General features: G+C 71.3%; 26 protein-coding genes. 14 read left to right on the top strand and 12 right to left on the bottom strand.

All coding sequences use genetic code 11. The features are described 5' to 3' along the window. Window positions 1-43 precede the first annotated feature (43 nt). The 3 genes from ACIBST_RS19590 (at window position 44) to ACIBST_RS19600 (ending at window position 3,474) form a co-directional block, all read left to right on the top strand. Window positions 44-880 carry a helix-turn-helix transcriptional regulator gene (locus ACIBST_RS19590; RefSeq protein ID WP_397173291.1) on the top strand — a complete coding sequence of 279 codons (837 nt, stop codon included), beginning with the start codon at window positions 44-46 and terminating at the stop codon, window positions 878-880. Between the two features lie 33 nt (window positions 881-913). Continuing rightward, on the top strand, window positions 914-1,855 hold the full coding sequence (locus tag ACIBST_RS19595; protein WP_397173293.1) for a DNA polymerase domain-containing protein: 942 nt from the start codon (window positions 914-916) through the stop codon (window positions 1,853-1,855). A 122-nt stretch (window positions 1,856-1,977) separates the two neighbouring features. Continuing rightward, window positions 1,978-3,474 carry a M28 family metallopeptidase gene (locus ACIBST_RS19600; RefSeq protein ID WP_397173295.1) on the top strand — a complete coding sequence of 499 codons (1,497 nt, stop codon included), beginning with the start codon at window positions 1,978-1,980 and terminating at the stop codon, window positions 3,472-3,474. A gap of 40 nt (window positions 3,475-3,514) precedes the next feature. Here ACIBST_RS19600 and ACIBST_RS19605 read toward each other — a convergent pair whose 3' ends face one another. The 3 genes from ACIBST_RS19605 to ACIBST_RS19615 are packed head-to-tail and all read right to left on the bottom strand — an operon-like array spanning window position 3,515 to window position 5,488. After that, window positions 3,515-4,123 (bottom strand): hypothetical protein, encoded by a 609-nt coding sequence (locus ACIBST_RS19605; RefSeq protein ID WP_397173297.1) that lies wholly within the window; start codon window positions 4,121-4,123, stop codon window positions 3,515-3,517. Beyond that, complete coding sequence (locus ACIBST_RS19610; protein WP_397173299.1) at window positions 4,120-4,881, bottom strand: MerR family transcriptional regulator; 762 nt, start codon at window positions 4,879-4,881, stop codon at window positions 4,120-4,122. The genes ACIBST_RS19605 and ACIBST_RS19610 overlap by 4 nt, the downstream gene beginning before the upstream one ends. A 4-nt stretch (window positions 4,882-4,885) precedes the next feature. Next, a complete protein-coding gene (locus ACIBST_RS19615) occupies window positions 4,886-5,488 on the bottom strand; it encodes a tyrosine-type recombinase/integrase (RefSeq protein ID WP_397173548.1) in 603 nt (200 codons plus the stop codon). A 318-nt stretch (window positions 5,489-5,806) separates the two neighbouring features. Here ACIBST_RS19615 and ACIBST_RS19620 point away from each other — a divergent pair, with 318 nt between their 5' ends. From ACIBST_RS19620 to ACIBST_RS19630, 3 genes are all read left to right on the top strand, one after another. Continuing rightward, window positions 5,807-6,772, top strand: a complete 966-nt coding sequence (locus ACIBST_RS19620; RefSeq protein ID WP_397173301.1) for a hypothetical protein — start codon at window positions 5,807-5,809, stop codon at window positions 6,770-6,772. Window positions 6,773-6,920: 148 nt separating this feature from the next. Beyond that, window positions 6,921-7,862 carry a hypothetical protein gene (locus ACIBST_RS19625; protein WP_397173303.1) on the top strand — a complete coding sequence of 314 codons (942 nt, stop codon included), beginning with the start codon at window positions 6,921-6,923 and terminating at the stop codon, window positions 7,860-7,862. Window positions 7,863-7,983: 121 nt separating this feature from the next. Next, the gene (locus tag ACIBST_RS19630) at window positions 7,984-8,271 is read left to right on the top strand and encodes a hypothetical protein (protein WP_397173305.1); all 288 of its coding nucleotides are present in this window, start codon (window positions 7,984-7,986) and stop codon (window positions 8,269-8,271) included. Between the two features lie 75 nt (window positions 8,272-8,346). Here ACIBST_RS19630 and ACIBST_RS19635 read toward each other — a convergent pair whose 3' ends face one another. The 3 genes from ACIBST_RS19635 to ACIBST_RS19645 all read right to left on the bottom strand — a co-directional run bounded on the left by ACIBST_RS19635 (window position 8,347) and on the right by ACIBST_RS19645 (window position 10,047). Further along, a complete protein-coding gene (locus ACIBST_RS19635) occupies window positions 8,347-9,153 on the bottom strand; it encodes a type II CAAX prenyl endopeptidase Rce1 family protein (RefSeq protein ID WP_397173307.1) in 807 nt (268 codons plus the stop codon). Between the two features lie 118 nt (window positions 9,154-9,271). After that, window positions 9,272-9,628 carry a YdeI family protein gene (locus tag ACIBST_RS19640; protein ID WP_397173308.1) on the bottom strand — a complete coding sequence of 119 codons (357 nt, stop codon included), beginning with the start codon at window positions 9,626-9,628 and terminating at the stop codon, window positions 9,272-9,274. 5 nt (window positions 9,629-9,633) lie between these two features. Further along, window positions 9,634-10,047 (bottom strand): VOC family protein, encoded by a 414-nt coding sequence (locus ACIBST_RS19645; protein ID WP_397173309.1) that lies wholly within the window; start codon window positions 10,045-10,047, stop codon window positions 9,634-9,636. Between the two features lie 91 nt (window positions 10,048-10,138). Between ACIBST_RS19645 and ACIBST_RS19650 the strand changes: the two genes are divergently transcribed. Beyond that, window positions 10,139-11,065, top strand: a complete 927-nt coding sequence (locus ACIBST_RS19650) for a helix-turn-helix transcriptional regulator (protein WP_397173310.1) — start codon at window positions 10,139-10,141, stop codon at window positions 11,063-11,065. Between the two features lie 5 nt (window positions 11,066-11,070). On the opposite strand, the gene ACIBST_RS19655 is transcribed toward ACIBST_RS19650, so the two are convergent. Further along, on the bottom strand, window positions 11,071-11,517 hold the full coding sequence (locus ACIBST_RS19655) for a GNAT family N-acetyltransferase (protein ID WP_397173311.1): 447 nt from the start codon (window positions 11,515-11,517) through the stop codon (window positions 11,071-11,073). Window positions 11,518-11,543: 26 nt separating this feature from the next. Continuing rightward, the gene (locus tag ACIBST_RS19660) at window positions 11,544-12,416 is read right to left on the bottom strand and encodes a winged helix-turn-helix transcriptional regulator (protein ID WP_397173312.1); all 873 of its coding nucleotides are present in this window, start codon (window positions 12,414-12,416) and stop codon (window positions 11,544-11,546) included. A gap of 52 nt (window positions 12,417-12,468) precedes the next feature. Between ACIBST_RS19660 and ACIBST_RS19665 the strand changes: the two genes are divergently transcribed. Continuing rightward, window positions 12,469-13,740 (top strand): MFS transporter, encoded by a 1,272-nt coding sequence (locus ACIBST_RS19665; protein ID WP_397173313.1) that lies wholly within the window; start codon window positions 12,469-12,471, stop codon window positions 13,738-13,740. 57 nt (window positions 13,741-13,797) lie between these two features. Then, window positions 13,798-14,688: an SMP-30/gluconolactonase/LRE family protein gene (locus ACIBST_RS19670; RefSeq protein WP_397173315.1), complete on the top strand. Its 891-nt coding sequence runs from the start codon at window positions 13,798-13,800 to the stop codon at window positions 14,686-14,688. On the opposite strand, the gene ACIBST_RS19675 is transcribed toward ACIBST_RS19670, so the two are convergent. Next, a complete protein-coding gene (locus ACIBST_RS19675) occupies window positions 14,654-15,571 on the bottom strand; it encodes a LysR substrate-binding domain-containing protein (RefSeq protein WP_397173317.1) in 918 nt (305 codons plus the stop codon). The two genes, ACIBST_RS19670 and ACIBST_RS19675, sit on opposite strands and share 35 nt — an antisense overlap. A gap of 79 nt (window positions 15,572-15,650) precedes the next feature. On the opposite strand from ACIBST_RS19675, the gene ACIBST_RS19680 reads away from it, so the two are divergent. Next, complete coding sequence (locus ACIBST_RS19680) at window positions 15,651-16,856, top strand: MFS transporter (protein WP_397173319.1); 1,206 nt, start codon at window positions 15,651-15,653, stop codon at window positions 16,854-16,856. An 18-nt stretch (window positions 16,857-16,874) separates the two neighbouring features. Here ACIBST_RS19680 and ACIBST_RS19685 read toward each other — a convergent pair whose 3' ends face one another. After that, window positions 16,875-18,461 (bottom strand): Coagulation factor 5/8 type domain-containing protein, encoded by a 1,587-nt coding sequence (locus ACIBST_RS19685; RefSeq protein ID WP_397173321.1) that lies wholly within the window; start codon window positions 18,459-18,461, stop codon window positions 16,875-16,877. A gap of 86 nt (window positions 18,462-18,547) precedes the next feature. Beyond that, window positions 18,548-18,724 (bottom strand): hypothetical protein, encoded by a 177-nt coding sequence (locus ACIBST_RS19690; protein ID WP_397173323.1) that lies wholly within the window; start codon window positions 18,722-18,724, stop codon window positions 18,548-18,550. Window positions 18,725-18,808: 84 nt separating this feature from the next. On the opposite strand from ACIBST_RS19690, the gene ACIBST_RS19695 reads away from it, so the two are divergent. The 4 genes from ACIBST_RS19695 to ACIBST_RS19710 all read left to right on the top strand — a co-directional run bounded on the left by ACIBST_RS19695 (window position 18,809) and on the right by ACIBST_RS19710 (window position 21,623). After that, a complete protein-coding gene (locus ACIBST_RS19695; protein WP_397173325.1) occupies window positions 18,809-19,381 on the top strand; it encodes a hypothetical protein in 573 nt (190 codons plus the stop codon). A gap of 177 nt (window positions 19,382-19,558) precedes the next feature. After that, window positions 19,559-20,053, top strand: coding sequence for a sigma-70 family RNA polymerase sigma factor (locus ACIBST_RS19700; protein ID WP_352355860.1), 495 nt, complete (start codon window positions 19,559-19,561; stop codon window positions 20,051-20,053). Beyond that, a complete protein-coding gene (locus ACIBST_RS19705) occupies window positions 20,050-20,757 on the top strand; it encodes an anti-sigma factor family protein (protein WP_397173326.1) in 708 nt (235 codons plus the stop codon). The genes ACIBST_RS19700 and ACIBST_RS19705 overlap by 4 nt, the downstream gene beginning before the upstream one ends. 17 nt (window positions 20,758-20,774) lie before the next feature. After that, the gene (locus ACIBST_RS19710) at window positions 20,775-21,623 is read left to right on the top strand and encodes a PHP domain-containing protein (RefSeq protein WP_397173328.1); all 849 of its coding nucleotides are present in this window, start codon (window positions 20,775-20,777) and stop codon (window positions 21,621-21,623) included. Here the strand turns inward: ACIBST_RS19710 and ACIBST_RS19715 are convergent. After that, on the bottom strand, window positions 21,610-22,206 hold the full coding sequence (locus tag ACIBST_RS19715; protein ID WP_397173330.1) for a dienelactone hydrolase family protein: 597 nt from the start codon (window positions 22,204-22,206) through the stop codon (window positions 21,610-21,612). The genes ACIBST_RS19710 and ACIBST_RS19715 overlap by 14 nt on opposite strands. Window positions 22,207-22,295 lie beyond the last annotated feature (89 nt).

The raw sequence follows: 22,295 nt of genomic DNA on the forward strand, positions 1-22,295 counted from the left end.
AGCGCACGGCTTTTCCTGGTAACGGCGGTACTACCCTGAAGCGGTGGAAGGTGATTTGGGGCAGTTTCTCCGTTCTCGTCGGGCCCGGATCCATCCGGCGGACGCCGGGCTGCCCGCGTCGGGGCGGCGGCGGGTCAGCGGCCTGCGGCGCGAGGAGGTCGCGCTGCTCGCGGGCGTGAGCGTCGACTACTACATCCGCCTGGAGCAGGAACGCGTCCAGAACGTCTCCGACGCCGTGCTCGACGCCGTCGCCCGGGTCCTGCGCATGGACGACACCGAACGCGCCCACCTGCGCGACCTGCTCCGGCCGGTCAGGCACGTGAGCCGGCCCGTCCTGCGGCCCGGACTGAGCAGGCTGCTCGACCTGGCCGACGGCATGCCCGCCTTCGTCCTCGGGCCCCGGATGGACGTGCTGGCCTGGAACGCGCTGGCCGACCGCGTCAGCGGCTTCGCCGGCGTCCCGGACGGCCGGCGCAACCAGCTCCTCCAGGTGTTCCTGGCGCCGCACACGCGCACCCTCTACCGCGACTGGGCCGAGGTGGCCGCCGACACGGTCGCCTACCTGCGGCTGTACGCCGGCCGCCGTCCTGAGGACCCGCTGCTGGCCGAGCTGGTCGCCGAGCTGTCGGCCGACCCCGACTTCGTCCGCCTGTGGGCCGAGCACGGGGTCGCCGAGAAGACGTACGGGACCAAGCGCCTGCGCCACCCCGAGCTGGGCGAGCTGGACTTCGCGTACGAGACCCTGGCCGTGCCCGGCCAGCCCGACCTGGCGATCGTCATGTACACCGCCGACCCCGACTCGGCGACCGGCCGCACGGTCGCCCGGCTGCGGGCGGAGATCGGCTCCTCGCGGGAACTCGCCCCGTCCGTCCGTGGTTGACCCGGGCGCGGGCCAGTGGGCATCGTGGGGCGGGTGACCGCCGATGACGTCGCTCTGACCAACCTCGACCAGCCGCTGTTCGACGGGTCCGGCGCCACCAAGCGCGACCTGGTCGACTACCTCGACGCGGTCGCCGACCGCATCGTCCCGGCGCTGCGCGGGCGCGCGCTGTCGGTGCTGCGGGTACGTCCGGGCCAGGAACCCTTCATGCAGAAGAACCTGCCCAAATACGCTCCTTCCTGGATCAGGACCGTCACCGTCTGGGCCGAGGCGTCCCGCCGGGAGGTGACGTACGCGCTGTGCGACGACCGGCGCACCCTGCTCTGGTTCGCCAACCAGCGGGCCGTCGAGTACCACCCGGCGCTGTTCCTGGACGGCCGGCCCACGCACCTGATCCTCGACCTCGACCCGCCCGAGGGCGACGACTCCTTCCCGCTCGCCGTGCGGGCCGCCCACCTCGTCCGCCAGGCGCTCGGCGACGCCGGGCTGGCGGGCGCGGTCAAGACCAGCGGCGCCAAGGGCGTGCACGTGTTCGTCCCCGTCCCGCCGGGCACCGCCATGGACGACCTGGCCGCGGCCACCCGGGCCCTGGCCGCCCGCGCCGAGCGGCTCGACCCGGCGCTGGCCACGACGGCCTTCATCAGGGAGGACCGCGCGGGCAAGGTGTTCATCGACTCCACCAGGGCCGGCGGCGCGACGGTCGTGTCGGCCTACAGCCCCCGGGTGCGGCCGGGCGTGCCGGTCTCCTTCCCCGTCCCCTGGGACGAACTCGACCAGGTCGTGCCCGCCGACTTCACCATCCACAACGCGGCCGGGCTGCTCGGCGGGCGCGACCCGTGGGCCGAGCTCATGCCGGAGCCGCGCGAGCTGCCCGCCGACCTGGTCGCGGAGGGGCACACCATCCCGGTGGCCCGCGTCCAGGCGATGCACGAGGGCAAGCGCCGGGCCCGCGCCCGGCGTGCCGAGTCACCGTAGTGTCCGGATATTGACGCATTGGCGTAGGCCGGTAGACCTTCTCAGGGCTGCCTCGACGGGCTACTTTGCGAATCATTGCGGCTCGGGGGATTTCTCCGCATCTCACTCCTAGGGGAGCCTGCATGCGCAGAATCATCATCGCTCTGCTCACCGCTCTCGCCTTACCCGTCGCCATGGCGGTCCCGGCGAGCGCGGGCCCGCTCGACGACGTCTTCGCCAAGCTGCTGGTGAAGCAGGTCAAGGGCGAGAACGTGAAGAAGCACCTGGAAGCCCTCCAATCCATCGCCAACGCCAACGGCGGCACCCGCGCCGCCGGCACGCCCGGCTACAACGCCTCCCGCGACTACGTGGCGGGCAAGCTGCGCAAGGCCGGTTACAAGGTCACGCTCCAGCCGATCAACTTCGTCGAGAGCTGGACCGAGAACAGCCCGCCCACGCTGAACCGGACCGCGCCGGACGCCAAGACGTACGTGCCGAACGAGGACTTCTACTCCTTCCAGCCCTCGCCCGCCGGGGACGTGACCGCGCAGGTCCAGGGCGTGGATCTGATCCTGCCCCCGACCCCGACGCCCACCTCGACCAGCGGCTGCGAGGAGTCGGACTTCGCCGGGTTCGTCGCCGGGCGCATCGCGCTCATCCAGCGCGGCACCTGCGCGTTCGCCCAGAAGATCCGCAACGCGGGCCGGGCCGGCGCGTCCGGGATCATCGTGTTCAACGAGGGCCAGCCGGGCCGGACCGACGCGTTCCCGCTGGACATCGGCGAATGGCGGGCGAACGTGCCCATGGTCTTCGCCGACTTCGCCGTCGGCAACGAGCTGGCCACCGGCTCGCCGACCGTGCGGCTCAAGGTCGACGCCAACCTCGTCCTGGGCGCCAACGACAACGTGATCGCCGAGTCCCGGTTCGGCGACCCGCGCAACGTCGTCATGGTCGGCGGGCACCTCGACAGCGTGACCGCCGGTCCCGGCATCAACGACAACGGCTCGGGCAGCGCGACCATCCTCGAAGTGGCCGAGGAGATGGCGCACTTCCCGGTCAAGAACAAGGTGCGCTTCGCGTTCTGGGCCGCCGAGGAGATCGGCCTGCTCGGCTCCGACCAGTACGTCGAGAAGCTGTCCCAGGCGCAGCGCGACCGGATCAGGGTCTACCTCAACTTCGACATGGTCGCCTCGCCCAACTACGCGTACAAGCTGTACGACGGCGACGACTCCGACGGCCAGGGCTCGCCGGCCGGTCCGCCCGGATCGGCGCAGATCGAGCGGCAGCTCGCCGACTTCTACGCCTCCCGCCACCTGCCCACCGTGGGCACCGACTTCGACGGGCGCTCCGACTACGGGCCGTTCATCGCGGTCGGCATCCCCGCAGGCGGCATCTTCACCGGGGCCGAGGGCGTCAAGACGGCGGAGGAGGCCGCGCTGTTCGGCGGCGTCGCCGGCCAGCCCTACGACGCCTGCTACCACTCGGCGTGCGACACGATCGCCAACATCAACGCGACCGCGCTCGACGTGGACGCCGACGCGGTGGCCGACTCCACGGCCAGGTTCGCCTTCAACCTGAACGGCATCCCGCCGCGGACCGCCGCCGCCAAGACCGCGCTCACTTCGCAGTCGGCGCGCTGAGCAGGCGATCCCGGGCGGGCCGCCGCCCGCCCGGGGTCCTTCAGCTTGTACGGCTCGGGGCGCGCAGGGCGGCGACCGCGGCGGCGGGGTCGTCGGCGAAGAAGCGGATCGAGGTGACCTCGGCCCGCCCGCCGAGCGGTCGCACCGCGACGACCGGCTCGCTCAGCTCCACCGTCACGTTCGTCCTGGACGCCACCGCGACGCCCAGCCGCCCGCCGTCCACGCTGATCAGCCCCGCCTCGTTGTAGTTCTGGACGGTCCGGACGGAGGCGATGAGGTCGCGCGGCACGCGCAGGTCGAAGTAGGCGGCGTACCGGACGCGCAGCTCGTCCCCGGTGACCACGTGGGGCCTGGTGACGGAGGCGGCGGCCATGAAGACGACGAACAGCAGGCTGTACAGGTCGGCGGCCAGCACCGGCACCCGTATCGCCGCCGGCACGTCGTTCACCACCAGCAGCAAATCCACGACCGCCGTCTCGACCACCATCGCGAACATGAACAGCCCCAGGGTGAACGCCTGCTCCTTGGCGTACGACAGGGCGGTCGCCCCCGCCGGGACGCCGTGCCGCCGCCGAGCCGCCCACAGGGCCACGCTGGTCAGCCCCGCCAGCTCGAACCTGAGGACCGCGCGCAGCACGCCCATCATCACGTCTTCTCCTTGGCGTCGGTCTCCGTGAGTGTGGTGAACAGCAGCCGGAGCACCTCCGCCTGCGCGGGCGACAACTCCCCGAGCATCGTCTCCATCCAGGACAGGTCGGCCCCCGGGCCGGAGGGCACCATCCCGGCCAGCTCGTCCGGTATGTGGGCGGCCATGTCCGCGGCGAGCCGGCCGATCCGCTCGTCCCCGGCCGGCGCGTCCGCCAGCTCGTCGAGCCGCCGGTACAGCTCCTGCCCGGCGGCGAGCGCGTCCGGCTCGGTCATCGGGCGCATCAGCTCGGCCAGGCCCGCCTGGCCCTCCTCGTCGGACAACATGGTGGCCAGGGTCAGCAGCTCGTGGTCGAACGCCCCGAAGGCCGAACCGCCGCCGTCCAGGTCGCGCAGCACGGCCGCCGCGTCGGGGGACACCATCGACTCCGGGCTCAGGCGGGGCTGCGCGAGCAACGCCGCCAGCCGGGCACGCCGCGCCGCGATGGCCTCCTGCTGCCTGGCCAGGTCGGCGTCCAGCTCCTGCAACGCCTCCCGGAAGTCCACGCCCCGGTCGTCGGCCAGCGCGTCCCGCAACTCCTCCAGCGACAACCCGAGCGCGGCCAGGTGCCGCACCCGCGCCAGCCGTACGGCGTCGCGCAGCCGGTACTCGCGGTAGCCGTTGGGAAGACGTTCGGGCTCGGGCAGGATCCCCAGGTGGTGGTAATAGCGCACGGTACGGGTCGAAACCCCGACCAGCGCGGCCAGCTCGCCGATCCGCATGCCCTCATTGAACAGTTTGACGTCGCGTCAAGGTCAAGCCGACGGGGTTCCGGCCTCTCTGGCTGCTCGGAAGGGGCTTCGGGGGTCTGTGTTGATCTTTGGGAGCCAGACGGGAGCCACTGCTCCACCCGGCCTGCGGCTTGAAGATCTTGTCCATCACGACCACGCCCCTGGTCAGGGCCGGCCTGATCTCTTGCCGGTAGACGGTCTCGGTCACGTGCGTTGACGAATGACCGACGATGCAGGCGATCTCCTCGATCGCCACGTCGTGAGCGGACAGCAAGGACACGAAACTGTGCCGAAGCTCACGCGGGCACCAGTTGGTGCCGATCCCTGCTACATCTGCGATGAGTCTGAACTCCCGCCAGATGTAGTAGCGGTTCATCGGTGTTCCGTCCTCTCGACGGAACACGTGTGCGGTGTCTTCTTCTCGTTCTCCCGCCGCGAGGCGTTCTGCTGCCCTGGGCTTGTGCAGCTCGGTCAGCACTTGGACACCCCACTTGGGGACTAGGAGGACGCGACGGGATTTCGGTGTTTTCGTGTCTCCATTTCCTGCTGTGGTCCTTCCATGGCAGGGGACCAGTAGCGATGGAGTGGAATCCAGCAGGAGTGTTGCCTACGCCCGTCCCTGAGCTCACTCCATACAGGTCAGACGCGTATCGGCACTGATCGGAAACTCCCGCGCCACGTACGCGATCGTCCGCTCGCTGCCCAGCGCCATGCCGACCCCTTCTTGCATGAGCTATGGCGAGATGCCTAAGACACCTCGTCACGCACCTGCCTTGTCGATGGCGTCCGTTTGCTGGAAGTTGGCCTGGAGGCGGCTTCATGCGCCAGGTCAAGGGAAGGAAATTAGCGGCGGCTTCTGCCCATCCTCTTCCGCTAGATCAATCCAATCGGCCCACGATAACGAGGTGATCAGATCATGCTGGAAGTCGAACTCGACATTTTTTCCGGAATGCCGAATCCTACGTGGACCCTCACCTATGAAGAGGAGGGTGAGCTGACAGAACGCATTCGGGCTGTACCGCAGCAGGTTTCGCCGCTGCATACGAGCGGCGAGGCGTTCGGTCTCGGTTATCGCGGATTCATCGTGCGTCTGATCAAGGACGACAATGGCCCCTGGAGTCGGTATCAATCCTCCAGAGAAACTCCGTTTCCCATTGAGTTTCGAGTAGGAAGTGTGCCAACAGATGCGGGGTCGTCCGTTGCCGAGTGGCTACTCGAAACGTCTGCAAGGCGAGTGGGGGTAGACGACGAGCTGCTGTCATCTGCATCGCGGGGGGTAAATCTTATTCCGCCGCCACCTGAGGATCCGCCACCGCCACCCCAGTCTGGGGGCTCCCGCCCTGGCAAACAGGAACAATCATTCGAGGGCATACGGGGAGTTTGGCTAGATCCATGCCCGGACGCCAATTCCCTGTATTGGGACAACTATGCGACATTCAACGGTCCGGACGTCGTAGGAAAGAACAACTGTTACTGCTTCGCTGCAAATCACATCGCAAACCGCCGCTATGCCCTGCCCGGGCTTAGAGGAGGGGCGCCGGCCCAAAGTATGTCAGTCGGCCAGATAGCGTCGGGGTTGGACGCTGACGGCTGGAGGGAGACTTGTCAGCAGCCAGACGGGTTGACTATCGCGGGAGCGGTTTGGCCCGGTCAGGACTACCATTTCTACCGCTTGGTAACCAATGGGGACGAGTGGCTTTGGGCGCACAAGCAGGGCGGGACTCCGGTCATCCATGAAGACAGGTCCGGCCGGACGTTGAAGAGGATTCAGACGGGGCCCTACACAGATATCTGGTGGCATCCAGAGGTTTGCGATAGAGGCGACTATACGGCTTTCGTCGGTTTTTTCTATCAAGAGAACGCCACGGCGCTAGTCAAGTAGCTGCCTTTGGTCGCCGTCCCCGAGGCTGGGTACGAGCGCGTCGCCGAGCGAGTCTTTGGGGCGGGCACGTTGAGCCGAGCTCGTCGCGAATGAGCACTTTCCGGCGCGGCCGGAGGAACGTCTGGTCCGGCCCGTTCGTCGTCATGGTGTGACCCTCTCCCCGGAACTCGACGAACGGCTGCGCGAGGCGTCCGCCAGGATGCACCGCGCCGAACACGTCCGGCGGCTGCGCGGGAACGCCGCGCAGCAGATCGCGGACGTCCGCGACACCCTGAAGGGCCTGGAGTCCGAGCTGGCCGGCGAGGAGCGCGACGTCGCCCGGCTGGAGGGCGGGCTGTCCGCCGTCCTGTCGCGCATGCTGGGCAACCGGGAGGAGCGCCTGGCGCGCGAGCGCGCCGAGGTGGTGGTGGCCAGGGAACGCGTGGACGGTCACCGCGCCCGGCTCGCGCAGCTCGAAGCCGACGTCGCGGCGGCCGACGCCGAGCTGGCCGTCCTCGACCCCGCCTCCCGCGAGTACGCGCGGCTGCTGGTCGAGAAGGAGCAGCAGCTCGTCCGCGGCGGCGATCCGCGCGCGCGGGAGCTGGCCGACCTGGCCGCCGCGCTCGACCGGGTGAGCGCCGACGTGCGCGAGTGCGACGAGGCCCACCACGCGGGGCAGGGCGCGCACGACGCGCTGGCCGTCGTGCTGCGCCTGCTCGACTCGGCCAGGACGGCCTCCACCTTCGACGTGTTCGGCGGCGGCCTGATCGCCGACGCCTTCGAGCACGACCGGCTGACCAGCGCCGACCAGGCCGCCTGGCACGCCCAGCGGGCCCTGGACGTCTTCTCCCGCGAGCTGGCCGACACCGGGATCGCGTCCCGGCCGGTGATGCCCAAGGTGGACACCCGGTGGTTCGTGGACGCCTTCTTCGACAACATCATCAGCGACGTGCTCAAGCATCAGCGCATCGAGAGGACCAGGGCCGAGGTGCAGAGGCTGGCGCAGTGGGTGCGCGAGACCAGGGCGCACCTGAGGGGGCGGCGCGGCCAGTTGCTGGCCGAGCAGTCGCGGCTGCTGACCAGGCGTGAGGAGCTGCTGCGTCCGGAGTAGCCGTGCGCCGGGCGTCACCGACCACTGTCGTCACGGACAGTAGTTGAGCGACTGCACTGCGTGCATGATGGCGGGGACGACGGCGCCACGGCGCCGTACCTCAAGGGACAGGAACGCGCTCATGCTCCGTACCACGACCAGCCTGACCGGCCTCGCCACCGCCGCCGCACTCGTCCTGAGCCTGGCGACCCCCGCCTCGGCCGCGACCGGCACCCTCTACATCAACTGGGCACAGCACGAGAACCCCAGCGGCTGCTACACCTCCGACAGCGCGAACCCCTTCGTCTACAACCGGACCGACGCCGTGGCCTTCGCGTTCCTCGGGCCGGGCTGCCAGGGGCCGATCACCGGGACGGTGCCGCCGGGCGACGGCCAGGAGATCGTCGGCACCAGCGTGCTCATCCGGTAGGGGAAAGGCGTCCGGCCACGGCCCCGCGGCGTTGTGCGGGGTCGTGGCCGTCGTCGTTCCGGGGGAGGGGGCGGCTCACATCGAGGCGGCGCCGGAGGCGAGGGCGACGATGCCGACGACGGTCATCAGCAGCGTCGTGCCGGGGTGCATGGTGATCGAGATGCGGATGTCCTGCTTCTTCCAGGCCAGCCAGACGCCGGGGTAGAGGAAGACGAGCTTCGACAGGACGGTCCACGGGGCCCAGAAGTGGTACACGGAGAACAGGAGGGTGTTGAAGATCGGGGCCCACTTGCCGAGCTGCGGCAGGCGGGGCAGCAGGAAGCCGCGGAAGTAGTACTCCTCGATCAGCGGCAGGGTGAAGCCGGTGAACGGCCCGCAGACGATCAGCGTGGTGAGCACGACCGCGTGCGGGTAGCCCTGGAGGTAGGTGGTGCCGTCGGGGCCGGCGCCCTGGTAGTCCACCCAGGTGAAGAACCAGTCGTAGACGAGGTTGTCCAGCGGGGTCAGCGCGAGCGAGACGACGGTCATCCACACCAGGCACGCGCCCCCGAGCCACATGACCTTGCCGCGCGAGAGCGGCTTGTCGCGGTAGCGCAGGACGCCCTTCAACGTGAAGCGGCCGGTCTGCTTCTTTCCCAGCCACAGCAGGAACAGTTGGACCGGGAAGAGCACGATCGCCAGGGCCATGGCCCAGGCCGCGAAGATCGGCGCGCCCATCGCCCGCACCAGCGGGGCGGCGACGAACGCGTACACGGCGACGATGGCCGCGCCGGGCACCAGGTGCAGTGCGACGGAGAGCGGGACGGAGTGACGATCCGCGAGAAGCTTCGCGACGAAGCCTGTCGGGTGGGGGCCGGCCGGGGGCCGCGTTGCTGTGTCCATGCCGGCAATCGTGGCCGGACGACCCGACACGGCCCTGACATCGTTCTGACACGGCTTGGAGCCCCGTGCAAGGCGCACGTCACGAGGGGCCGGAGCGTCCCTGCCGAGGGGGAAGGTGTCAGGCGGGCCAGCGGCCGGTGGCCTTGGCGGCCTCGATCGCGGCGCGGCCCGCCGGGCGCATCCGGCCGGCGGCCGTCAGCGCCTCGGCCTTGGCGACGTTGATGTCGGACCAGGGGCTGCGGCGGGTGCGCGGGGAGTAGCGCTGGAGGTAGTAGTCGCCGTCGAAGGCCCTGCGGTGGCTGTCGATCCAGCCGTGGCACAGGGCTTCGTCCAGGGCCTCGTCGAGGGTGACGGTGGTCGCGGCGCTGTTCTTCTTGGCGATCAGCAGCCAGACGTCGGCGGCCGTCTCGTGGTGCTCGGTGAGCCAGGATTTCCAGGCGGCGGCGTCGTCCAGGCGCAGGGCGTCGTCGGTCATCGTGGTCAGCCCTTCAGGCTCGCGAGGACGTTCAGGTAGTGGTGGTTGATCATGATGCCGAGGATGTTGCCGAAGGGGTCGCGGACCGAGGCGGTGGTGAAACCGGGGCCGCGCTCGGTGGGCTGGTCGTAGGGGGTGGCGCCCATGTCGAGGAGTCGCTGCCAGGTGGTCTCCAGGTCGTCGACGGCCCAGTAGGCGATGGCGCCGCCGTCTTCGGCGGTCCGGCCTCGGGGGGCGTAGCGGGCGTCGATGATGCCGAGTTCGTGCTGGTAGTCGCCGAGGCGGAACTCCACGTAGACGGGGTCGCCCTGTTCGGGGCGCTGGAAGTAGGCGGGGATGCCGAGGAGGTCGGCGTACCAGTCGCGGGCGGCGGCGACGTCGTGGGCGTAGAAGCTGATGGTGGTGAGTCCGCGGAGCATGTTCCGGGCCTTTCGTGCGGTGGCTTGTGAGATCGATACTTCCAGGCAAAGTGCTCATCGAATGAGCACTTTTTCTGGCATCGTCGAAGACATGAGAGCGGATCGACTGGTGGCCGTCCTGCTGCTGATGCAGTCGCGCGGACGGGTGACGGCGGCGGACGTCGCCGCCGAGATGGAGGTGTCCGTCGCCACGGCACGCCGCGACCTGGAGGCCCTGTCGGCGGCGGGCATCCCCGTGTATCCGCAGGCCGGACGCGGCGGCGGGTGGGCCCTGCTCGGCGGCGCCCGCACCGACCTGTCCGGGCTCAAGGCCTCCGAGGCCAGGGCGCTGTTCCTGCTGCTCGGCCCGGCCGCGGCGATCGCGCCGGAGGCCAAGGCGGCGCTGCGCAAGCTCGTACGCGCCCTGCCCTCGACGTTCCGGCAGGAGGCCGAGGCGGCGGCGGATGCCGTCGTGGTCGATCCGGCGCGCTGGGGCGAGCACCGCCGTACCCGGCCCGTGCTCGTCAACCTGCTGGAGGACGCGGTGGTCCGGCGCCGGAAGGTCCGCCTCACCTACTCCGGACGGGAGCGCGTCCTCGCCCCGTACGGCCTCGTCGACAAGGACGACACCTGGTACCTGATCGCCGGCACCCCCGACGGGCAGCGCACCTTCCGCGTCGACCGGGTCACCGACGCCGAGGTCACCGACGAGCCGGCCGAACGCCCGGCGGACTTCGACCTCGCGACGGCCTGGGACGAGGTCGTCACCGCGATGGAGGCCCGGCGCTCGACCACCACGGCCACCGCCACCATCGAGCCCCGCTACCTGCGCGTCCTGCGCGACCGCTTCGGCCGCCACTGCGAGGTGATCTCCCATGGGGAGCGGGTACGCGTCACGCTCACCGCGCCGACCGCGCTGGACATCGCCCGCCAGCTCGCGGGCTGGGGCGACCTCGTCGTCGTGGAGGGCCCGGAGTCCGTCCAGCACGAGCTGACGAAGCTGGCCGCCCAGGTCACAGCCCTGTACGGCGAGGCCTGACAGCCCTACCGGGCGGTGTCGCGGCGGTAGGTGTAGAGGATGAGGCCCTCGTGGAACCTGCCGATCTTGTCGTACAGCGCGCGGGCCTGGGCGTCTTCGAGGGTGTTCCAGTAGAGGCTGGGATAGCCGTGGTCCTTGGCGTCGCGGGCCACCCACTCGATCACCGCCGTGGCGATGCCCCGCCGCCGGAAGTCGGCGTCCACGAACAGGTCCGCCATGTAGCACCTCCCGGCGTACCAGACGCTGGCGTGGAACAGGTAGTGCGCGATGGCCACCATCCGGCCGTCCAGGCGGGCGGTGATCCCGCGGGTCTGGTCGTCGTCGATCAGGCGTCGCCAGGTGCGTTCGTAGGCGGCGTCGTCGCGTTCGGTGTCGAAGTAGGCGTCCTGGCCGCGGGCCAGCACTTCCCAGTGGGCGCGGTCGGGTTCGGCGAGGAAGTCGATCTCCAGCATGGCGTCATCCTGCCGCAGGCCGGCGGTCAGCGGTCGCGGACGAGGGCGAGCATCTCGGCCACCGATCCGGCCGGATCGGTGATCGGGAACTGCACGGCCCGGACGACCGCGTCGGGGTCGACCAGGAGAGTGACGCGCTTGAAGCGGTCGACGCCGGCCGTCCGGAAGGTCGGCAGCAGCAGCCCGGCGGCGAGCCTGTCGTTCTGGTCGGACAGCAGGGGAAAGGGCAGTTCCGCGTGCCGGACGAACGCGGCGAGCTGGTCGGGGCGCTGGGTGCTCACGCCGCGGATCGTGGCGCCGGCCGCCTCGAAGTCGGCGAACCGCGACGCGTAGGTGAGGGCCTCCAGCGTGCAGCCCTTCGTGCCGGGGATGTCGGCCCAGCCGGGCGGGGGGTCCTGGACGCCGGGGGCGAACGCGCCGGGAAAGAAGTAGAGCACCGTCCAGACGTCCGGCGCGTTGGGCGCGACCAGCTCGCCGTCGTGGCGTTCCAGCAGGACGCCGGGGAGCCTGCGGCCGGCCAGCTCGTGCACGCGACGGCTCTCGGCGGAGCCGTTCTCGCTGGTGGCGGTCAGGGCGCCGTCGCCCATCACGTGCCTGGCGCCCCAGTCCTGGAGGGCGATGAGCGCGGGCAGCAGACCTTCGCCCTTCGCCGTCAGCACGTAGTCGTGGCGCGGGGGGCGGGTGGAGTAGGGCCGCCGTTCGAGCACGCCGTGTTCGACCAGCTTGGCCAGGCGTTCGGCCAGGGCCCGGCGGCTGACGCCGAGCTCGCGCTGCAGGCCGTCGAAGCGGGTGGTGCCGCCCGCGATGTCGCGCACGACCAGGAACGTCCACCAGTCGCCGATCACGCCGAGCGCTTGGGCGATGCCGCAGTCGGAGTCGGGGAGATCGGCGCGCTTCACGGGCTCCAGTATAGTGCGTTCCATTCTGGAACTTACTCGGCGGAGGTGCGGGATGGGGATCGACGGCGCAGGCGGCGCGGCCGTCTTCTGGCGGTGGTGGACGGCCGGCACGACCAGCGCGGCCGGCTCGGCGGTCGGCGCGGTGGCGTTACCGCTGACGGCCCTGACCGTGCTCGACGCCTCCGCGTTCGAGATGGGCGTGATCGCCGCCGCAGGTTACGTCGCCTGGATCGTGATCGGCCTGCCCGCCGGAGTGATCGTGCAGCGGCTGCCGATGCGCACCGTCCAGGTCGTCGCCGACCTGGCGCGGGCGGCGGCGGTCGTGTCCGTCCCGCTGGCCTGGTGGCTGGACGAGCTGACCATCGCCCAGCTCGTGATCGTGGCCCTGGTGACCAGCTTCGCGAACGTGCTCTTCGACGTCGCCAACGCCACCTTCCTGCCGTCGATCGTGAGCAAGGAGCAGTTGCAGTCCCGCAACAGCCTGACCTCCGGCACCCACGCCACCACCCAGCTCGCCGGGCCGTCGGTGGGGGGCCTCGTCGTCCAGGTGCTCGGGGCGGTGCCCACCCTGCTCGTGGACGCGGTCAGCTACCTCGCCTCGGCCCTGCTGCTGCGGACCCTGCCGGAACGCCGTCCCGAGAACCCCGACCGCCGGCCGCCGATGGGGGCGATGATCCGGGAGGGCTGGCGGTTCGTCGTGCGTCATCCGGTCATGGGCCCGAGCATGTGGGCCGCCACCGCGGTGAACACGGTCTGCGGGGCGCAGCACGCGCTCTACGCGCTCTACCTGGTCCGCGAGCTGCACGCCGAGCCTGGCCTCGTCGGCCTGCTGCTGGCGGTGGAGGGCGTCGGCACGCTGATCGGCGCGGCGTCCACCAGCCGGCTCACGGCCCGGTTCGGCACCGCCCGTACGCTGCTCGGCGCGGGTTTCGTCGTGGTGGCCGGGGCGCTCGTCATCCCGCTCGGCGACGGCTGGCGGGGCTTCGCCGCGTTCGCCGTCGGCAACGTGGTGTTCGCCGCCGGGGTCGTGGTGCTCAGCGTGCTGACCCGGACGTACCGGCAGCTCGCCAGCCCGCCCGAGCTGCTGTCCCGGGTGATGGCCACGGTCCGCTTCGTCTCCTGGGGCGCGATCCCGGTCGGCGGGCTGGTCGCGGGGGTGATCGCGGGGCTGCTCGGCGCGCGGGCGACCCTGCTGCTCTTCGTCGTCGCGGCCGTCTGCGTGCCGCTGGTCCTGCTGGCCTCGCCGGTCCGGCGCCTGCGCGACCTCGCCGACCATCAGGGGAGCGGGGAGACCTCCGGCTCGCAGGGTCTGTCGATCACATGATGATTCGCGGAAGTGGCGGTGACGTCATGGCGATCTCGCGGCGAAAGGATCACAGCCATGAAGCGCATCCCCCTCTTCCTCTCCACCGCCGCGCTGCTGACGCTGGTCGCCACGCCGGCCCAGGCCGCCGCACTGCGCCCGATCGTCGTGCAGCCGTACGGCGACCTGACCGAGGGCGTCACCGTCGCCCCGGACGGCACGATCTACGTCGGCCTGCTGACCAAGGGCGAGATCAGGAAGGTCGACAGCACCGGCACCGACAGCTTGCTGGCCGCCCTGCCCATCGGCGAGGGCAAGCTGAACGGCCTGGCCACCGACCGCCAGGGCAACGTCTACGCCGCGCTCAACTCCGGTGCGGCCGCCACCAACGGCATCTGGCGGATCACCCCCTACGGCGAGGCCAAGCTCTACTCCGCGCTGCCGATCGGCTTCGCCAACGGCCTGGCCTTCGGCCCCGACCACGCGCTCTACGTCACCGACACCACGAACAGCGTCGTCTACCGCGTGACCGACGGCAAGGCGGCGGTCTGGGCCAAGTCGTCCCTGTTCGTCGGCTCGGACGGCACCGGGGCGAACGGCATCGCCTGGCGCGCGGGCGCGTTCTACGTGGCCGTGTCGGACGAAGGCCAGATCGTCCGCGTCCCGTACGGCAAGGGCGGGAAGGCGGGCACGCCGACCGTGTACGTCAAGGACGCCAAGCTGGCCGGGGCCGACGGCGTGGCCTTCGACGTGCGCGGGCAGCTCTACGTGCCGAGCTACACGGGCAACACCCTCAGCATCGTCCGCACCGGCGGCGGCGTGGAGGTGCTGGCCGACAAGCTGGACAGCCCGGCCAGCCTGGCCTTCGACGGCAAGGCGCTCTACTTCGTCAACATCGGCGGCAACGGCGCGCCCAGCCTGATGAAGACCAAGGTCAAGCTCCCCGGCCAGCCGCTGCTGCGCGGCTGACCCCGCTCCCGCCGCCGGCGGCAGGCGGGCCGATCAGGCTTAGGAACGCCGTGGCCGCCGCGGACGGGTGGGCTCCCCAGATCAGGTGCTCCACCCGTGCCGGGGCGTCGCGCAGGCGGACGAGGCCGAGGTTCGGGAAGCGGGGGGCGTAGGCGGCGGGGAGCAGGCCCACGCCGAGACCGTGCCGGACGAGATCGACCATGAACTCGGCCGAGGTGACCTCGAAGGCGACCTCGCGGTGGACGCCGGCCGCCGCGAACGCCACGTCCGACTGGATGCGCCCGGCGTGCCCGGCGCGGAAGTCGATGAACGGCTCGTCGGCGAGGCCGCGCAGGTCGCTCTCGCCACCGGCGAGGGGATGGTCCGGCGCGACGACGGCGACCAGCTCGCCTCTGGCCAGCGGGCGGCTCTGGACGGCCTTCGGCTCCGCGCGGGTCGGCAGGCCGAGGAAGGCGACGTCCGTCTCGCCGCGCCGGACGCGTTCGATCAGGTCTTCGCTGCCGGCGGAGACCAGCGTGATGCGCACCCGCGGGTGCCGGCGGCGGAACTCCTTCAGCACGACCGGCAGGTCCACGGCGGAGACCGTCGGGATCGAGCCGACGGCGAGCCGCCCGCGGATCTCCCCGCTGGCCGCCGCGACGTCGGTTCGCGCCCGGTCGGCGGCCTCCAGGCAGTCGCGGGCCGCGGGCAGGAACGCCTCCCCGGCCGTGGTCAGCCGCACGCGGCGGCTGGTGCGCTCGAACAGCCGGGCGCCCAGCTCCCGCTCCAGGGCGGCGATCTGGTGGCTGAGCGCCGACTGCACGACCCGGCAGCGCTCGGCGGCCCGGGTGAAGTTGCTGGTCTCGGCGACGGCGAGGACGTACCGCAGCTGCTGAAGCTCCATGGATCAATCGTGTCAGACGATCGATCTCGATGAAAACTATGTGTTGGACTCATCGATGGAGGGTCGGCAGGCTGGTCGCATGACGCAGACTCTTTCTCCGCAGGCGACGAGCTCCGCCTTCCGGGCGTGGGCCGGGGTCGCCACGATCACGGCCAGCCTCTTCGTCTTCCTCACCACCGAGTTGATGCCGGTGGGGCTGCTGACCCCGCTCAGCGAGGATCTGGGCATCTCCGTGGGCGCGGCCGGGTTGATGGTGACGTTGCAGGGCGTGTCGGCCGGGCTGGGCGTGCCGTTCATCGTGGCGTGGTCGCGGCGGGTCAACCGGCGGGTGCTGTTGTCGGTCCTGCTGGCGGTGCTGGCCGTGGGCAACCTGGTGACCGGCATCGCGCCGAACTACGGGGTGATCCTGACGACGCGGCTCCTGCTGGGCTTCGCCAGTGGCGTGTTCTGGGCCATCGGCGTGAGCATGGCGATGCGGCTGGTCCAGGAACGGCACGCCAACCGGGCCGCGGCCATCGTGATGTCCGGCATCTCGATCGCCACCGTGGTCGGCATCCCGCTCGGCACCTTCCTGGAGAGCCTCACCGACTGGCGCACCACGTTCCTCATCTGGAGCGGGCTGAGCGCGCTGGTGTTCCTGGCGGTCGCCTTCGCGATCCCGTCGCTGCCGTCGGCGAACGCCGTCTCCGTCCGCGAGGTGTTCGGGCTCCCGCTGCGGAACGTGCCGCTGCGCATGGTGCTGGTCACGGTGGTGCTGTTCGTGCTCGGCCACTTCGGGGCCTACACCTTCGTCCGGCCCTTCCTGGAGGCCAACGCGGGCGCCTCGCCGCTGCTGGTGACCGGGGTGCTGATGGTGTTCGGGGTCGCCGGCGCGATCGGCAACTTCGTCGCCGGGCACACCGTGAGCCGCAGCCTGCGGGGCAGCTTCGTCGTCGGCGCGGCGGGGCTCGTGACGGCCATGCTGCTGCTGCTCGCGATCGGCGACAGCGCCACGGGGGCGATCGTGGCGCTGGTCGTCTGGGGGCTGTCGTTCGGGGTGGTGCAGCTCGCCCAGGTCAACATGACGCTCGCCGCCGCGCCGGAGACCTTCGAGGCGGCCATGTCGCTCAACACGATGGCGTACAACACCTCCATCGCGCTCGGCGCGCTCTTCGGCGGGCTGTTCGCCGACAACGTCGGCGTCACCAGCGTCGTGTGGTTCGGCGTGGCGCTGACCGCGGCCTCGCTGCTGCTCAACCTCGCCACCGGCCGGCGGACCTCGCGGTCCGTCCAGCCGGTCGCGTGAACGACGGGGACGCCCGCCTCACGGCAGTCGCCGCGCGGCGGTCGCCTCCCAGGTCCGCAGGTACGATTCCGCGCCGTTCGCCAGGTCACGGACGATGTCCGGACCGGCGAGCAGGCGCATGTCCTCGATCCAGTCGGGGACCAGGCCGTAGTTGGCCACGCCGTCGACGTTGACGTCCCAGACCCGCTGCCCGGTGCGCTGCCGGTCGAGGCGCACGCTCCCGTCGAAGGACGTGAACGGGTACGTCACCGGGTTCGCGGCGTTGCCGGCGCGCGCGGCGGGCAGGCGGCCCATGCCGTTGACGTCCAGGCCGTAGCCGTATCCGGGCACGTTGTACTGCTGCCGCAGCGGTGCGGTGCGCCGCCACTCCGCGACGAAGTCGGGGGAGTTGTGGCCGTACTGGGTGATCATGCCGCCGAGGGCGTAGATCCGGCCGAAGAAGCCCGGGTCGGCCCAGCTGTGCGAGGAGATCACGCCGGGGTAGCGGGCCGCCTCCAGCAGGCCGAGCGTCTGGGCCGCGGCCTTCACGCTCATGTGGTCGATCTCCACCATCATGCCGCGCCTGATCAGGCCCTGGACCATGTACGTGCCGAGCGAGGTCAGCCCCCGGGTGTTGCAGTGGGGCGCCGGCGGATACAGCGGCAGCGAGACGCCCGGCGGCAGCAGCCGCGCGATCTGGTCGGGCAGCACGCCGGCCGGGTCGATGGTGTTGTCGTGCTCGGGCCCGGTGCAGGTGCGGGCCTGCCAGAACGAGCCGGTGGACAGCAGGTTGCCGACGTTGACGATCGCGCCCTGGGTGCCGGAGTCGAAGCGCACCCCGCACAGCGCGTTGTCGTACTTGTGGCAGACGAACATGCTGCGCACGCCGAGCGCGTACATCTCGTCCAGGCCCCGGTCGATCTGGGACTTCGTGCACTGCGGGATGCCGAGGATCTGCCGGCAGCCGAACGGCTCCGACGTCTCGATCCCGAGGACGACGGCCAGCTTGCCGGCCGCGGCCACGCTCCTGGCCTCGGCGGGGTCGTTCACGAGGCGGAACCAGCCGCGTCCGGGGCCGCCCGACTCGGCGTCGATGTGGTCCTGCAGCTCGCGGGCCCGCTGGGCCTGCAGGCGGATGGACGTCATCTCGTCGCAGGAGTACTTCTTCAGCGGGTAGATCGCGCAGAGCTGCCGGTTGGCCACCAGGTCGTTGACCAGCACCCGGAGCCCGCCGCGCCAGGCGCGCTCGACCCAGGTGTAGTACGCCTGCTGGTGGGTCAGCGAGTCGTTGGCCGGCCAGTCGCGGAAGGTGGGCCAGCCCACCGGGTCGTGGGTGCCGGTGGGCTTGCCGGTCCTGGTGAAGTTCTCGTACCAGGCCAGTTCGCCGTTCGGGTAGTGGTCGGGGCAGTCGGTCAGCGCGTGCTCGATGCCGTCGGGGTCGAACGGCTTGCCGCACATGAGCATGCCGCCGAACGTCTCGTAGGAGAACAGGTGGCTGTGGCCGTCCACGAAGCCGCTCACGGCGGCGGCGGCGTGCGCGGCGGCGGTCGGGACGGACGGCGCGACCAGCGCGCCGGTCAGGAGAAGGACGGCTGCGGCCGCCCGGCGGATGAGACGGTGGAACACGGGACCACCTCCCAGGCTGCGGTACCGGGGTCGCCGCAAGCATCCACCGCCGGAAGAGTCCCGGCAAGACCGAACATGAGCTGATCTCATCTAAATTCGCGACCGAAATGCCAGGCGCCCACGTCGTCGGCCAGGCGGCCGAGGCAGGCGCCGAACCGCCGCCGGTCCGGCTCGTCCCGGGACGCGGTCAGGTCGTCGAAGACGTGCCGCTGCCATTGCCGGGCCCCTGGAACGGCTGGGACCGTTCTTCGCAGCCGTTCCATGAGTTTTCCGCATGGAAGCCGTTGAACCCCGCCCGCGCGGGACGGCGTACACCCTGACGACGAGCACCGAGCCGGAGGACGGCGATGGACAGTCAGGGATGGGGTGGCGGGCTGGCCCTTCGGCCGCGCGACTACCTGGGGATGGGTGAGCCGCTGGCCGACGTGGTCGCGGCGGCGGGGCCGTACGAGGGGGAGGCGCTGCACCGGCTCGCGCTGGGCGCGGCCGCCACTCTGGCCAGGCTGCATCTGACCGGCATCGCGGGGCTGCGGCTCGGGCCGCACAACGTGCTGGTCGGGCCGCTCGGCGAGGCGTCTTTCGCGCCCGGCCCGAGAAGCAGCGACCTGCCATCGGCCGACGTGCGCGAGTGGGCCGACGTGATCGTCTTCGCCGCCGCCGGGCACGCCGGGGGCGGCGCGGACCTCGTTCGGCTGCCGCCTCCGCTGCGCGGCCTGGTCGACCGGTGCCGCCGGCCGGACCCGGCCGACCGGCCGACGGCGATCGAGCTGGTGCGCGTCCTGCTCGGGCACGCGGCCTCCGCCCGGCACGCCTCGGTGCGCGACCTGCTGCGCGAGGCCGAGGCCTGGGCCGGTCCGCACGAGCCGGCGCGTCCGGACAGGCGGCCGGCGGGACGGCACGGGCGTACGCCGTCGGGGTAAATGATCAGCTTTTATCGCTGAATCAACAGGTGGGGTGATTGATGCAAATCCCGTATCTTGTTCCTCGCCCGTGACTAGGGCAATAATTCAATATCAGTAGTTATCCGGGCGACATTTCATGATGTACGCAGCGCGAGGAGTCGCCGCGTGAATCATCGTGTGACCGACGAGGCCATGGTGCGGGCCCTGTACCGCGAATACGGGTCCCCGCTGATGGCCTTCGCCGTGCGGCTGACGGGCGGCGACCGGCGCTGGGCGGAGGACGTCGTCCAGGAGACCCTGGTACGCGCCTGGCGCAACCTCGGGGACCTGCGGACCGACAACGGCTCGTTGATGCCCTGGCTGGCCACCGTGGCCCGCCGGGTCGTGATCGACGACCGGCGCCGGGCCGGCACGCGCCCCCTCGACACCGTGGAGGAGGTCCCGGAACGGGCGAACGCCGTGGCCGCCGAGGACGACCGCCTGCTGCGCGAGATCGTGGTGACCGACGCCATGCTCTCGCTGTCGCCGGCGCACCGCCAGGTGCTCACGGAGACCTTCCTGCGCGATCGCACGCTGCAGGAGGCCGCGGAGACGATCGGCGTGCCCGTGGGCACGGTGAAGTCCCGCGTGTACTACGCGATGCGGGCCTTACGCATCGCACTGGAGGAAAGGGGGGTGGGGCTCCCGTGAACGAAGTGCACCACGAGGACGTGGCGGCGTACGCGCTGGGCCTGCTGGACGACGACGAGCGCAACGCCTTCGAACGCCACCTGCACGGCTGCCCGAGCTGCGCCGGCGAGGTCGGCGCGTTCGCGGCCATGGGGGAGCTGATGCGCGGCGTCGATCCCGACGACCTGCGCCCCGGGCCGGTCGAGTCGGAGCTGGAGTCGCCGGTCGAGTCGCTGCTGGTGCGCCGGGCCGCCGTGGAGCGCCGCCGCCGGACCCTCCATCGAGGGCTCATGTCGGCCGCCGCGTGCTTCCTCGTCGCGACCGGCGTCTTCCTCGCCGTCAACGCGGCGACCTCGGGCCCCGACCCCGACAGCGTGCACAGCCCCGCCCGCGCCCTGCTCATGACCGGCCGCACCTACCCGGTCAACGACCCCGCGACCGGCGTGTCCGGCGTGGTGGGCGTCGAGGACAAGGGCTGGGGCACCCACGTGGCGCTGGAGCTCAAGGGCGTCAAGGGGCCGCTGAAGTGCCGGCTGGTGGCCTTCGGCGACGACGGCCGCTCGGAGACCGTGGCGAGCTGGGGCGTGCCCGACAAGGGGTACGGCGTCCCGGGCGCCCCCGACCCCCTGCTGCTGCACGGCGGCACCAGCCTGACCCAGGACGATCTCAACCACTTCAGCATCGAGACCCTGGACGGCCGCATCCTCGCCACCGTGCAGGTGTGACCGCCTACCATCGAGCGATGCGCATCGACCTGCACAGCCACAGCACCGCCTCCGACGGCACGCAGCCGCCGGCCGACGTGGTGCGCCGCGCCCGCGAGCGCGGCCTCGACGTGCTCGCGCTGACCGACCACGACACCGTCGCCGGGCACCGCGCGGCCGTCGAGGCGCTGCCCGAGGGCCTGACGCTGGTGCCGGGCATGGAGCTGTCGTGCCGGCGGGCCGGGCAGAGCATCCACCTGCTCGCCTACCTCTTCGACCCCGCCGACCCCGAGCTGCTGGCCGAGTGCGAACGCATCCGCCGGGCCCGCGAGGAACGCGGCAGGCTGACCGTCGAGCGGCTGGTCGAGCTGGGCGTGCCGATCACCTGGGAGCAGGTGTCCGCGGTGGCCGGCGACAGCCCGGTCGGACGCCCGCACATCGCCCGCGCCATGGTCGCCGCGGGGGCCGTGGCCGCGCCCGAGGAGGCGTTCACGCGGGAGTGGATCGGCGCGGGCGGCCGCGCGCACGTCACCCGCTACGCCCTCGATCCCGTACGCGCGGTCCGCCTGGTGCGGTCGGCCGGCGGGGTGCCCGTGCTGGCCCATCCGAAGGCGGTCCGGCGCGGCGAGGCGGTGGCCGACGAGTGGATCGCCGAGCTGGCCGCGGCCGGGCTCTTCGGCGTGGAGGCCGACCACCTCGACCACGACGACGAGGCCCGCGCCCACCTGCGCCGCCTGGCCGCCGGGCTCGGCCTCGAAGTGACCGGGTCCAGCGACGACCACGGCGAGCTGACCGGCCACCGCCTGGGCTGCGAGACCACCGACCCCGAGGTCTACGCCCGCCTGCTGGCCGAGGCGAAGGGCGCCGCCCCGGTCACGGCGCGTTGAAGTACGTGGTGAACCAGTCGCGGGCGTGTTCCGCGACGCTCTCCAGCGCGCCCGGCTCCTCGAACAGGTGGGTGGCGCCGGGCACGACGGTCAGGCGGTGCTCGGCGCTCAGGTGCCGCTGCGCCTCCTCGTTCAGGTCGATCACGATCGGGTCCCGGCCGCCGACGATGAGCAGGGTGGGCGCGCGCACCGCGGCCAGCCGCTTCCCGGCCAGGTCGGGCCGCCCGCCGCGGGAGACGATCGCCGCGATCCGGTTGTCCGGCTCGGCCGCCGCCCACAGCGCCGCCGCCGCGCCCGTGCTCGCGCCGAAGTAGCCGATCGGCAGCCCGGCCGCCTCCTCGCGCCCGCGCAGCTCCTCCGTACGCTCCAGCAGCCGCCCGGCCAGCAGCGCGATGTCGAACACGTTGGCCCGGTCGGCCTCCTCCTCCGGCGTGAGCAGGTCGAACAGCAGCGTCCCCAGGCCGGCCTTGTTCAGCACCTCGGCCACGTACCGGTTGCGCGGGCTGAGCCGGCCGCTGCCGCTGCCGTGCGCGAACACCACCACCCCCCGGGCGGCGTCTGGGACGACCAGGTCGCCGGTCATGCTTCACCTCCGACGGGCGCGCTGCCCCGCTGCGCCACAACCTTGCCGCTACCCAGGCACGGCGACCTCTATCCATCGCTCGAATGGGC

The sequence above is a fragment of the Nonomuraea sp. NPDC049684 genome, from assembly GCF_044465345.1.
GTDB lineage: Bacteria > Actinomycetota > Actinomycetes > Streptosporangiales > Streptosporangiaceae > Nonomuraea.